The sequence below is a fragment of the Streptomyces sp. Y309 genome (genome assembly GCF_056712025.1).
Map to the genome: position 1 here is coordinate 7,061,236 of NZ_CM160048.1, position 12,524 is coordinate 7,073,759.

At 70.5% G+C, this 12,524-nt stretch carries 10 protein-coding genes; 7 read left to right on the forward strand and 3 right to left on the reverse strand.

From position 1 onward, the window contains the following. Positions 1–81: 81 nt before the first annotated feature. Complete coding sequence (locus AC0KTA_RS29235; protein ID WP_481056604.1) at positions 82–993, reverse strand: glycerophosphodiester phosphodiesterase family protein; 912 nt, start codon at positions 991–993, stop codon at positions 82–84. Between the two features lie 271 nt (positions 994–1,264). Between AC0KTA_RS29235 and AC0KTA_RS29240 the strand changes: the two genes are divergently transcribed. From AC0KTA_RS29240 to AC0KTA_RS29265, 6 genes are all read left to right on the forward strand, one after another. After that, entirely contained in the window at positions 1,265–2,152 is an 888-nt protein-coding gene (locus AC0KTA_RS29240; protein ID WP_481051205.1) for an MHYT domain-containing protein, read from the forward strand. A gap of 63 nt (positions 2,153–2,215) precedes the next feature. Continuing rightward, on the forward strand, positions 2,216–4,366 hold the full coding sequence (gene uvrB, locus AC0KTA_RS29245) for an excinuclease ABC subunit UvrB (RefSeq protein WP_481051206.1): 2,151 nt from the start codon (positions 2,216–2,218) through the stop codon (positions 4,364–4,366). A gap of 125 nt (positions 4,367–4,491) precedes the next feature. Next, positions 4,492–5,070, forward strand: coding sequence for a TerD family protein (locus AC0KTA_RS29250; protein WP_016643302.1), 579 nt, complete (start codon positions 4,492–4,494; stop codon positions 5,068–5,070). Between the two features lie 92 nt (positions 5,071–5,162). After that, the gene (locus AC0KTA_RS29255; protein ID WP_481051207.1) at positions 5,163–7,118 is read left to right on the forward strand and encodes a TerD family protein; all 1,956 of its coding nucleotides are present in this window, start codon (positions 5,163–5,165) and stop codon (positions 7,116–7,118) included. Positions 7,119–7,500: 382 nt separating this feature from the next. Continuing rightward, entirely contained in the window at positions 7,501–8,511 is a 1,011-nt protein-coding gene (locus tag AC0KTA_RS29260; RefSeq protein WP_481051208.1) for a TerC family protein, read from the forward strand. A 161-nt stretch (positions 8,512–8,672) separates the two neighbouring features. Further along, complete coding sequence (locus AC0KTA_RS29265; protein WP_481051209.1) at positions 8,673–9,773, forward strand: calcium:cation antiporter; 1,101 nt, start codon at positions 8,673–8,675, stop codon at positions 9,771–9,773. A gap of 108 nt (positions 9,774–9,881) precedes the next feature. On the opposite strand, the gene AC0KTA_RS29270 is transcribed toward AC0KTA_RS29265, so the two are convergent. After that, the gene (locus AC0KTA_RS29270) at positions 9,882–11,150 is read right to left on the reverse strand and encodes an MFS transporter (RefSeq protein ID WP_481056605.1); all 1,269 of its coding nucleotides are present in this window, start codon (positions 11,148–11,150) and stop codon (positions 9,882–9,884) included. Between the two features lie 227 nt (positions 11,151–11,377). Here AC0KTA_RS29270 and aroQ point away from each other — a divergent pair, with 227 nt between their 5' ends. Next, the gene (gene aroQ / locus AC0KTA_RS29275) at positions 11,378–11,839 is read left to right on the forward strand and encodes a type II 3-dehydroquinate dehydratase (RefSeq protein ID WP_481051210.1); all 462 of its coding nucleotides are present in this window, start codon (positions 11,378–11,380) and stop codon (positions 11,837–11,839) included. Positions 11,840–11,859: 20 nt separating this feature from the next. On the opposite strand, the gene AC0KTA_RS29280 is transcribed toward aroQ, so the two are convergent. Continuing rightward, a complete protein-coding gene (locus AC0KTA_RS29280; protein ID WP_481051211.1) occupies positions 11,860–12,516 on the reverse strand; it encodes an MBL fold metallo-hydrolase in 657 nt (218 codons plus the stop codon). Positions 12,517–12,524 lie beyond the last annotated feature (8 nt).

Below are 12,524 nucleotides of genomic sequence, written 5' to 3' on the forward strand. Positions count from 1 at the left end.
TACGGCCGGGCACTGACAACGCGGGTACGGCCGGGCACTGACAACGCGGCGGGACGGAGGCCGTCCCGCCGCGCACGTGTGTCAGTCCCTGAGCGCCTTGCGCACGACGTCCGGCTTGTTGGTGATGATGCCGTCCACCCCGAAGTCCGCGACCCGCCGCGCGGCGGCGGCCTCGTCCACGGTCCAGGTGAAGATCTCCAGGCGCTTGCCGTGCGCGCCCTTGAGCCGGTGGATCGCGGAGACGTAGTCGGCGGAGATGGACGTGTGCGTCGAGTTGATCTGGTCCGAGAACTTCGCGTACGTCGGCAGGTCGGCGGCCGCGGGCGTGCCCAGGAACCCGGTCTTGATGTCGGGCCGCAGGGCGTGCACCTTCTTGACGCTGTCCGCGCTGAAGCTCTGCACGACCAGCTTGTTCTTCACGTGGTGGTGGTCGAGCCAGCCCGTCTTGCGCAGCACGCGCAGGGTGTCCTTCTCGATCCCGGGGTACAGCTCCGGCTTCTTGATCTCCAGGACCAGGCTCTGGTGGTTGCGCGAGACGCGGTTCATGTACTGCGTGAGCGTCGGTACGCGCGCGCCCTTGTACTTCTCCGCGAACCAGCTGCCCGCGTCCAGCTTGGCGATCTCCGCGGCGGTGAAGTCCTTCACCTTCCACGGGGCGCGGTCGGGGAAGACCTCCTCGACGTTCGTCGTCCGCTTCAGGTTGTCGTCGTGGACGATGACGAGCACACCGTCCTTGGTGCGCTGGACGTCGTTCTCCACCCAGCGGAAGCCCATCCAGGCGGCCTTGTCGATCGCGGCGAGGGTGTTCTCGGGCGCGTACGCGGAGGCCCCGCGGTGCGCCACGACTGTCGGGTCCTTGTGCGCGAGCGGTGTGTCGGACTTGTGCGCGACGCGTGCGTCGGCCGGTGTCTGCGCGGCGGCGGTGGAGGGGAGGGCGAGTGCGCCTGCTCCCAGAAGAGCGGCGGTCGTGGCAGCGGCGGCGCGTGCGTACACGGGTTCTCCTCGCGTCATGAGCTCACGGTCGCTTGAGAATGACAGTCCACGGCCAACTACAGACAGGTACAGGATGGACACACGTTGAACGCCAATCACCCAAGTTGGGACCCCGCGCGCGGATGCCGTGTTTCTTTGCCGGAAAATCGTTCGAGCGTTCACGGCTGAGCCCTACTCTCACCTCAGCCGACGGCCCGTCACCCGGCCGTCGGCAGAGATGGACGGGGCGTTCCGGGACATCCAGGTACGACAGGCGGAAGGGCTACCGCTCATGGAGGGCACGGTCGACGGCTTCAGTTACGGGTTCGTCACCCCGGTGGTCGCCTATCTGATGGCCTGTCTGGGCGGAGCGCTCGGCCTGCGCTGCACCACGAGATCGCTCCTTGTCGCGCACTCCTGGCGGCCCGGCTGGCTCGCCCTCGGCTCGGCCGCCATCGGCTCCGGCATCTGGACCATGCACTTCATCGCGATGATGGGCTTCACCGTCGAGGGAGCCCCGATCCACTACGACCGGGCGACGACCTTCGCGAGCCTCGCCGTCGCCATTGTCATGGTCGGCATCGGCATCTTCATCGTGGGCTACCGCGGTGCCAGAGGGGCGGCGCTGTTCACCGGAGGCACCGTCACCGGGCTCGGCATCGCGTCGATGCACTACTTGGGGATGGCCGGTATGCGCCTTGGCGGCACTCTCCGGTACAACACCCTGACCGTCGCCGCCTCCGTAGTGATCGCCGTCGTGGCCGCCATCGCCGCCCTGTGGGCCGCCGGACAGGTGCGGGGCTTCCTGTGGAGCCTCGGCGCCAGCCTCGTCATGGGCCTCGCCGTCAGCGGCATGCACTACACCGGCATGGCCGCCCTCACCGTCCACCTGCACGGCCCGGCCACCGCCCCGCCCGGTGACTCCTCCGCCGAGATCCTCGCCCCCCTCATGATCGGCCCGCTCGCCTTCCTGCTGCTCTCGGGCGTCGTCGTGATGTTCGACCCGCTGATGATGATGGGCAAGGCCGACCTGAAGGCCGCCGCCCGCCCGCGCACCCCCGTGTACTCCGTGCCCCGCCCCGGAGACCGCCAGATCGCGCACGTGACCCGCCGGGTCCCGCCGCGTCCGGGCCGCAGGAGCCGCCGCAGGCCAGGGGCGCGGGCACCGCAGAAGTGGTGAGACGGCCGGCGGGAACGGGCGAGCGGGTCGGCGTTGTCAGTGCGGGGTCGTACGGTGGATTGCATGCGGCCCGTATCGAAGATCGAACGCACGGTGGCGCCTTTCGAGGTCGTCAGCCCGTACCAGCCCAGTGGCGACCAGCCCACGGCCATCGCCGACCTGGAAAAGCGCATCCGCGCAGGTGAGAAGGATGTCGTCCTGCTCGGCGCGACCGGCACCGGCAAGTCGGCCACCACCGCGTGGATGATCGAGAAGCTCCAGCGCCCCACCCTCGTCATGGCACCGAACAAGACGCTGGCCGCCCAGCTCGCGAACGAGTTCCGCGAACTGCTGCCGAACAACGCGGTCGAGTACTTCGTCTCGTACTACGACTACTACCAGCCCGAGGCCTACGTCCCCCAGTCGGACACGTACATCGAAAAGGATTCCTCGATCAACGAGGAGGTCGAGCGCCTGCGCCACTCCGCGACGAACTCGCTGCTGACCCGCCGCGACGTGATCGTGGTCGCCTCCGTCTCCTGCATCTACGGCCTCGGCACCCCGCAGGAGTACGTGGACCGCATGGTGCCGCTCAAGGTCGGCGACGAGATCGACCGCGACCAGCTCCTGCGCCGCTTCGTCGACATCCAGTACACGCGCAACGACCTCGCTTTCACCCGCGGCACCTTCCGGGTCCGCGGCGACACCATCGAGATCTTCCCGGTGTACGAGGAACTGGCCGTCCGCATCGAGATGTTCGGCGACGAGATCGAGGCCCTCTCCACCCTGCACCCGCTCACCGGCGAGGTCATCACCGACGACGACCACCTGTACGTCTTCCCGGCGTCCCACTACGTAGCGGGCCCCGAGCGCATGGAGAAGGCGGTCAACGGCATCGAGAAGGAGCTCGCCGAGCGCCTCGCGGAGCTGGAGAAGCAGGGCAAGATGCTGGAGGCCCAGCGCCTGCGCATGCGCACGACGTACGACCTCGAGATGCTCCGCCAGATCGGCTCCTGCTCCGGCGTCGAGAACTACTCGATGCACTTCGACGACCGCGACCCCGGCACCCCGCCGCACACCCTCCTCGACTACTTCCCGGACGACTTCCTGCTCGTCCTCGACGAGTCGCACGTCACGGTCCCGCAGATCGGCGCGATGTACGAGGGCGACGCCTCCCGCAAGCGCACCCTCGTGGACCACGGCTTCCGGCTGCCGTCCGCGCTCGACAACCGCCCGCTGAAGTGGGAGGAGTTCCAGCAGCGCATCGGCCAGACCGTCTATCTGTCGGCAACCCCGGGGGCGTACGAACTCTCGCGTTCCGACGGCCACGTGGAGCAGATCATCCGCCCCACCGGCCTCGTCGACCCGGAAGTCGTCGTCAAGTCCACCGAGGGCCAGATCGACGATCTGGTGCACGAGATCCGCAAGCGCACCGAGAAGGACGAGCGCGTCCTGGTCACCACGCTCACCAAGAAGATGGCCGAGGACCTCACGGACTACTTCCTCGAACTGGGCATCCAGGTCCGCTATCTGCACAGCGATGTCGACACCCTGCGCCGCGTAGAGCTCCTGCGCGAACTGCGCGCCGGGGAGTACGACGTGCTGGTCGGCATCAACCTCCTCAGGGAGGGCCTGGACCTCCCCGAGGTCTCCCTGGTGGCGATCCTCGACGCCGACAAGGAGGGCTTCCTGCGCTCCGGCACCTCACTGATCCAGACCATCGGCCGCGCCGCGCGCAACGTCTCGGGTCAGGTCCACATGTACGCCGACAAGATCACCCCGGCGATGGAGAAGGCCATCGACGAGACCAACCGCCGCCGGGAGAAGCAGATCGCGTACAACAAGGAGAGGGGCATCGACCCGCAGCCCCTCCGCAAGAAGATCAACGACATCGTGTCGGCCATCGCGCGCGAAGAGGTCGACACGGAGCAGCTCCTCGGCAGCAACTACCGCAAGTCGAAGGACGGCAAGGCCGCCAAGGCCCCCGTGCCCGCCCTCGGCACCGCGGGCGGCACCGCTCCCGCCAAGGCGGCCAAGTCCGCCAAGGGCAAGGCGGAGCGGACGGTGCCCACGGACCGCCCGGCCGCCGAACTCGCCGAGCAGATCGAGGAGATGACCGAGCGGATGCGCGCGGCCGCCGCGGACCTGCAGTTCGAGATCGCGGCCCGGCTGCGCGACGAGGTGTCGGAGATGAAGAAGGAACTGCGGCAGATGAAGGAGGCCGGCCAGGCGTAGCGCAGTGTTGCAACACCGACACAAAAGGCCCGGCAGGGTGCGTCGCGGTGGACAGCGCTGCATAGGGTGATGGGCAACCGCCGCAACGGGCGGTTGCCCAGGGCAGTTCGAGAAGGGGACAGCGCGTGACGGTCAACATGACCAAGGGCCAGGCCATCAGCCTGCAGAAGAACGACGGGGGCGCTCTGACGTCGGTGCGCATGGGGCTCGGCTGGCAGGCCGCCCCGCGGCGCGGCCTGTTCGGTACGCGCACGCGCGAGGTCGACCTCGACGCCTCGGCCGTCCTGTTCGCCGACAAGCAGCCCGTCGACGTGGTGTTCTTCCGCCACCTCGTCAGCGACGACGGCTCCGTGCGGCACACCGGCGACAACCTCGTCGGCGGCGTCGGCCAGGGCGGCGACGACGAGGCCATCCTCGTCGACCTGCAGCGCGTCCCGGTCCACATCGACCAGATCGTCTTCACGGTGAACTCCTTCACCGGCCAGACCTTCCAGGAAGTGCAGAACGCCTTCTGCCGCCTGGTCGACGAGACCAACGGCCAGGAGCTCGCCCGCTACACCCTCGACGGCGGCGGCCAGTACACCGCCCAGATCATGGCGAAGGTCCACCGCGCGGGCACCGGCTGGCAGATGACGGCTCTCGGCAATCCCGCCAACGGCCGCACCTTCCAGGACCTGATGCCGGCGATCCTGCCGCACCTGTAAGCGCCGCCACAGACACCGCCGACCGGCCGTCGAACACGGCGGTCCGTACGCAGGCCCGGTGAGGGGGCCGACACCAAGGGGGAACGAACGCGATGACGGCCGAGCTGGTCAGGGGGCAGAACCATCCGCTTCCCGGCACCCGCCTTGAGATCCGGGTATCGGCCGGCAAGCCGATCGTCGCCGGTGCCACGCTCTGCGACGACCGGCGCACGGTGCGCGGCACCGCCTGGGTCGCCCACCCCGGCGCGCCCACGCTGCCGGGGCTCGAAGTGTCCCGGCAGGCGGCGGCCGACCACCGCCTGGCCGTCGACCTGGGCGCGCTGCCGGACGGCGCGCATCAGGTCAATGTGCTGCTCGCGCTGCCCGTGGGCGCCGCGGGGCCGGGCACCTTCGGCTCCGTCGCCGCCCCCTTCGTCGCCGTCACCGGCCTCGACGGCACCGAGATCGCCAGCTACACGATCACGGACCTGTCCGCCGAATCGGCCGTCGTGGCCCTCGAGCTGTACCGCAGGCAGGACGCCTGGAAGGTCCGCGCCGTAGGCCAGGGCTACGCGGGCGGCCTCGCCGACATGCTCGCCGACCAGGGCCTGCCCCAGGCCCACGAGCTGGCGACCAGCATCAACGACGCGGTGGCGCGCGGCCTCGCCCGCTCGGTGGCCGCGCCCCCGCCCCGCCCCGCGGACGAGGCCCGGGTGCGCGCAGCAGCCCAGGGCCACACGGGGCCGGGCCAGCAGTCGGCCCCGCCCGAGCCGGCGGCCGACCCCGCCGCTCAGCCGGTCGCTCCCACGCCCCAGCCCGGCGAGGGCAGCTCGCCGCAGCAGCCCGGCGACGGCTCCGTCAACTACACCCACCCGCGCCGCCAGACCAGCGTGCCCCCGCCGCCCCCACCCACGGCACCCACGGCGGCGCCCGGGCAGCCCGCCCAGCCCGTCGCGGGCGACGCCACCGGCTGGTCGCTGGAGGAGCGGCTGTACAACCAGGTCTGGGGCATGTTCGAGGACCTGGCCCGCACGGCCGCGGCGTACCGCAGCGCCGTGGACTTCGCCGAATCCCGCATGGAGCAGGAGCTCGACAAGGTCCTCTCCGACCCGCGCAGCCGCATCGGCAACACCGGCGACGCGGCACGCGCGGCCGCCCGCGCCCGCCACGGCGACCTCGTCGACCAGGCGCGCGCCGCCCTCGACCGCGACCTGGCCCAGCTCGCCGCCGAGGCGGAGGTCGTCGAGCCCGCGCTGCCCCCGGCGTTCGCCGACTGGTCGAGCCCCGTCTGGCAGGCCTACCGCGCGCCCATGGAGATCCCGATGGCACTGCGCCTCGGCGGCCTCCACCTGCCCGAGCGGCCCGACCTGCGCATCCCCATGCTCGTCCGGCTGCCCCTGGAGCGCGGCCTGTGGATCGACAGCGGCCGCTCCGGCACGGACTCGCTCGCCGACGCCGACCAGCTGCGCCGCCTCGCCCTGGACAGCGCCGTCGCGCACGCCGCGCGGCTGCTCGCCTCGTATCCGCCCGGCGAGTTCACCGTGCACGTCATCGACGCCGCGGGCACCGGCGCGAGCGCGTTCGCGCCCCTGGTGGACACCGGGGTCCTGGCCGGGCCGCCCGCGACCGGTGCCGCGGGGGTCACCGCCGCGCTCACCCGGCTCACCCAGCGCGTGGACCTGGTGCAGATGGCGGTCCGCGGCGGCGTCGCCGACGCGCTGCCGGCGGACCTGGACACGGGCGAGCAGCTGCTCGTCGTCAACGACTTCCCGCATGGCTTCGACGACCGCGCCGTGACCCAGCTCCGCTATCTCGCCGACGAGGGCCCCGCCGTCGGCGTCCACCTGATGATGGTCGCCGACCGCGAGGACGCCTCGGAGTACGGCCCGCTGCTCGACCCGCTGTGGCGTGCGCTGCTCCGGGTGACGCCGGTGCCCGACGACCACCTCGCGGACCCCTGGGTCGGCCACGCGTGGACGTACGAGCCGCCCCTGGTCCCGCCCGGCAGCCAGGTCCTCAGCCACGTCTTGCGGCGCGTGGGCGAGGCCCGCCGCACCGGGAGCCGCTGAGCGTCCTCCGGCGGGGCCCTGCCGGCCGCCGGGTTCCGTACGCTCTGCGCGTCACCAAAGCCCTGAGCATCACCAAGTCGACTTATGTCCCGTGCGTCCCGCAGCCCCCTGCGCCGTCAAGTCGACCTGGTGACTTCCCGAGCGCCAAGGGCCCTTCCTGACCTGGTTATTTGCCCTTCTTTTGCCGTTGACTTTACCTAACCTTGGTCTTTCGCGTACTCTACTGGCAGCGGAGGGGAGTACTCCCGTACGCGACGTGCCCGTCAATACGGACCGCCATCGGTCCCGGGGCGTCGGCCCGGGGCGCGGAGACGGCGCCCGGGTGGAAGAGACCTCCGGCAGCGACGACGCTGATCAGTAGCCGTACGACGCCGGAGGCGCAGTGGACGTTTCAATGACCGTGTGGGCCCTGACCGTTCTTGGTCTGTGTGCCCTGATCGCGGTGGACTTCTTCATCGGGCGCAAGCCGCACGAAGTGTCCATCAAGGAAGCCGGCACGTGGACGATCGTCTGGATCGTGCTCGCCGTGCTGTTCGGAATAGGCCTGCTGATCGCGGGCGAGAGTCAGGCGTCCGGCGAGTTCTTCGCGGGCTTCATCACCGAGAAGTCGCTGAGCGTCGACAACCTCTTCGTCTTCATCCTGATCATGGCGAAGTTCTCGGTGCCGTTGCACCTCCAGCAGCGCGTGCTGCTCTTCGGTGTGCTGATCGCGCTGGTCCTGCGAGCGATCTTCATCGCCGCCGGCGCCGCGGTCATCGCCAACTTCTCCTGGGTCTTCTACATCTTCGGCGCGTTCCTGATCTACACCGCCTGGAAGCTCATCCAGGAGGCGCGTGCCGACGAGGAGGAAGAGGACTGGGAGGAGAACCGCCTCCTGAAGTCCATCGAGAAGAAGTTCGGCGTCTCGGACCGGTACGAGGGCACGAAGCTGTTCATCCAGAAGAACGGCAAGAAGATCATGACGCCCCTCATGGTCGTCATGCTCGCCATCGGCACCACCGACGTCCTGTTCGCGATGGACTCCATCCCCGCGATCTTCGGCCTCACCCAGGATCCGTACATCGTCTTCACCGCCAACGCCTTCGCCCTGATGGGTCTGCGGCAGCTCTACTTCCTCATCGGCGGACTGCTCAAGAAGCTGGTCCACCTGAGCTACGGCCTGTCGGTGATCCTCGGCTTCATCGGCGTGAAGCTGGTCCTGCACGCCCTGCACGAGAACGGCGTGCACGTCCCCGAGATCTCCATCCCGGTCTCGCTCGGCGTCATCTGCGGCGTCCTGATCGTCACGACGATCACCAGCCTGATGGCCTCCAAGAAGCAGGCGGAACGCGAGGCGGCCGAGGCCGCGGAGTCCGACAAGGACGACGCCCAGAAGGACAGCATCGAGGCGTAACGGCACTCTACGGAGCGGCGTGGTGGGCGCATCGGCCCGCGACGTGAGGCTGCGTGAAGCACCATCCGGAGCGGTGCACGGTCCTCGACCGTGCACCGCTCCCGCGTAGAAAGGCACACATGAAGTCGCGGCCCTCCCGCGCGCGGGGCAGCATCGAAGACATGATCCCCAAGCTCCGGGCAGTCGCCGCGCGGTGGACGGCCGCCGTGCCCGTGCTCGGAGTCGTCCTCCTCGCCCTCACCTGGGGGCGGGACCTGTCGGGCGTGGTCGTCGCCCTGGTGACGGCGGTCCTCGCCGGGGCGGTGCTCGCCGCGGTGCACCACGCCGAAGTCATCGCGCACCGCGTCGGCGAACCCTTCGGCTCGCTCGTCCTGGCCGTCGCGGTCACCATCATCGAGGTCGCCCTGATCGTCACCCTCATGGCCGACGGCGGCGACAAGAGCTCCACCCTGGCGCGCGACACCGTCTTCGCCGCCGTGATGATCACCTGCAACGGCATCCTCGGCCTCTGCCTGCTGACCGGCGCCCTGCGCCACCGCGTCGCCGTCTTCAACCCCGAGGGCACCGGCGCCGCCCTCGCGACCGTCGCCACCCTGGCCACGCTCAGCCTGGTCCTGCCGACCTTCACGACGTCCAAGCCGGGCCCGGAGTTCTCCACGGCGCAGCTCACCTTCGCCGCCCTGGCCTCACTCGTCCTGTACGGCCTGTTCGTCGCGACCCAGACCGTCCGGCACCGCGACTACTTCCTGCCGGTCACCAAGGAGGGAGGGGTCGTCGACGCCGACGAGCATGCCCATGGCCCCTCCGCCCGCACCGCCCTGGTCAGCCTCGGCCTGCTGGCGCTGGCGCTGGTCGGCGTCGTCGGGCTCGCCAAGGGCGTGTCGCCCACCATCGAGTCGGGCGTCGAGTCCGCGGGCCTGCCGCACGCCGTCGTCGGCGTGATCATCGCCCTGCTCGTGCTGCTCCCGGAGACCATCGCGGCCGTGCGCGCGGCCCGCCGCGATCGCGTCCAGACGAGCCTGAACCTCGCCCTCGGGTCGGCGATGGCCAGCATCGGCCTGACCATCCCCGCCGTCGCCATCGCCTCCGTCTGGCTGTCAGGACCGCTCGTCCTCGGCCTCAGCTCGACCCACATGGTGCTGCTCGTCCTGACGGTCCTCGTCGGCACCCTCACGGTCGTGCCCGGACGCGCCACACCCCTTCAGGGCGGCGTGCATCTGGTGCTGTTCGCGGCGTACTTGGAGCTCGCGATCAATCCCTGACGCGGGCAATCCCTGACGCGGGCCGACGGGGTAAGCGCGCGCCGACGGAGGTGATCGGGCCAACGGGAGTGCGGCCCGCGGAATCACCCGGCATGCCCGGCAGCCGCTTCACCCCGTCACCGGCACCACCGCCTCCTCCCGCGCGGGCCGCGTCTCCGGCAGCAGCGCGAAACAGCCGAGGCTCAGCGCCGCCACCGCCGTCAGATACGCGGCCACACCCCACGGAGTGCCCTCGCCGCGCGCCGCCGCCGTCGCCACCATCGGGGTGAGCGCGCCGCCGAGGACCCCGGCCAGGTTGTAGCCCACCGCCGCGCCCGTGCAGCGCACCCGCGGCTCGTACAGCTCCGGCAGATAGGCGGAGACCACGGAGAACATCGTGACGAACGCGAGCATCGCCACCAGGAAGCCCAGGAACATCAGGAGCGGCTCGCCCGTCGCCAGGAGGGCGATCATCGGGAACATCCACAGGGCGACCGCCGAGCACCCCACCAGACACATCGGTCGCCGCCCGTACCGGTCGCCCAGCAGCGCCGCCACCGGTGTCAGCGCGCCCTTCACGACGACGGCCGCCATGATGCACGCCAGCATGACCGTGCGGCTCACGCCGAGCCGCTCCACGCCGTACGACAGCGACCACGTCGTGACGGCGTAGAACACCGCGTACCCGACCGCGAGCGCGCCCGCCGTCAGCAGGACGAGGCGCCAGTGGTCGCGTGCCACCTCGACGAGCGGCACGCGCGCGTGCTCGCGCACCTGAAGGAAGTCCGGACTCTCCGCGAGCGACGCGCGCAGCGCGAGACCGGCCACCGCGAGCAGCCCCGCGCCCCAGAACGGAATCCGCCAGCCCCAGGACGCGAACTGGGCGTCCGTGAGCGTCGCCGAGAGCACCAGCATTACGCCGTTGGCCAGCAGGAACCCGATCGCCGGCCCGACCTGCGGGAAGCTCGCCCACAGCCCGCGCCGCTCGGGCGGCGCGTGCTCGGCGGTGAGCAGCACCGCTCCGCCCCACTCGCCGCCGAGCCCCACGCCCTGCACGAAGCGCAGCACCAGCAGCAGCAAGGGGGCGGCCACACCGATCGACTCGTACGTCGGTACGCAGCCGACGGCGACCGTGGCCAGGCCCGTCATCAGCAGCGAGAGCACCAGGACGGGCCGTCGGCCGCGCCGGTCACCGAGGTGCCCGAAGAGCACGGAGCCGAGCGGCCGGGCCACGAAGCCCACTCCGAATGTCGCGAACGCGGCGAGAGTTCCCGCCAGCGGGGAGAACGTCGGGAAGAACAGCGGCCCGAGCACGAGCGCCGCCGCGGTGCCGTAGATGAAGAAGTCGTAGAACTCGATGGCCGTCCCGGCGAGCGACGCGGCGGCGAGCCGCGGCAGCGAAGGGGCCACGGGCGGGGAGTCTGACGGAGAGTCACTGTTGCTCACGGTGCGTCAAATACCCGGTGTGGCAGGCGGTTACGGGGGCGCGCGGGAGGCCGAGGGCGCGTCGGGGGACCCGGTGGCGCGCCCGCCCACGGTCATGCCCGGCCGGGTACGGCCCGGCTCACCGCGCCCGCACCGTGATAGACCGTCTGTGAGCAGCAGTCCGACGCACGGAGGTCCCTGTGCCCCACACTCTCGCCACCGCTCCGGTCATGGTCCTCAACGGGCCCAACCTGAACCTCCTGGGCAAGCGCCAGCCAGAGATCTACGGCACGGACACGCTCGCCGACGTCGAGGCGATGTGCGCCAAGGCGGCCGCCGCGCACGGTGGGACGGTCGACCTGCGGCAGTCCAACCACGAGGGTGAGCTGGTGGACTGGATCCACGAGGCGCGCGAGCACCACGCGGGCATCGTCATCAACCCGGCCGCGTACTCACACACGTCGGTCGCGATCCTGGACGCGCTCAACACCTGTGACGGCATGCCCGTCGTGGAGGTCCACATCTCCAACATCCACCAGCGCGAGGCGTTCCGGCACCATTCGTACGTCTCCCAGCGCGCCGACGGCGTCATCGCGGGGTGCGGCGTGCAGGGGTACGTGTTCGCGGTGGAGCGGGTGGCTGCGCTGGTGGCGCGGGGCTAGGCCCGCGCCACCGACCGGGGTCACCAGCCGCGCTCGCGCCACTCCTGCAGGTGCGGTCGCTCCGCGCCGAGCGTCGTGTCGTTGCCGTGGCCCGGGTAGACCCACGTCTCGTCGGGCAGCGTGCCGAAGATCTTCGTCTCGACGTCGTCGATGAGGCTCGCGAACTTCTCCGGGTCTTTCCAGGTGTTGCCGACGCCCCCGGGGAAGAGGCAGTCGCCGGTGAAGACGTGCGGGTGGCCGTGCGGGTCGTCGTACACGAGGGCGATCGAGCCCGGCGTGTGGCCCACGAGGTGGCGGGCGGTGAGCGAGATCCGGCCGAAGGTGATGGTGTCGCCGTCGTCGACGAGGACGTCCGTCGGCGTCGGAATGCCCTCGGCGTCCTCGCGGCCCGCGTACGTCCGCGCGCCCGTCGCCGCGACGACCTCCGCGAGCGCCTGCCAGTGGTCGCCGTGCTGATGGGTGGTGACGACGGCCGTGATGCCGTCGTCACCGATGAGCTGCAGCAGCGTCCGGGGCTCGTTCGCCGCGTCGATCAGGAGCTGCTCGTCGGTGGCCCGACAGCGCAGCACATAGGCGTTGTTGTCCATCGGCCCGACCGCGACCTTCGAGATCATCAGATCCTGCAACTCGTGCACGTCCGCGGGTCCGCCGACCTTCACCGCTCCGCTGTACGTCATGCCGTCCA

Bases quoted from the DNA above. Each gene is read 5' to 3' on its own strand.
- AC0KTA_RS29240 (WP_481051205.1), top strand. From the start codon at position 1,265: ATGGAGGGCACGGTCGACGGCTTCAGTTACGGGTTCGTCACCCCGGTG.
- uvrB (WP_481051206.1), top strand. From the start codon at position 2,216: ATGCGGCCCGTATCGAAGATCGAACGCACGGTGGCGCCTTTCGAGGTC.
- AC0KTA_RS29255 (WP_481051207.1), top strand. From the start codon at position 5,163: ATGACGGCCGAGCTGGTCAGGGGGCAGAACCATCCGCTTCCCGGCACC.
- AC0KTA_RS29265 (WP_481051209.1), top strand. From the start codon at position 8,673: ATGATCCCCAAGCTCCGGGCAGTCGCCGCGCGGTGGACGGCCGCCGTG.
- AC0KTA_RS29280 (WP_481051211.1), bottom strand. From the start codon at position 12,516: ATGACGTACAGCGGAGCGGTGAAGGTCGGCGGACCCGCGGACGTGCAC.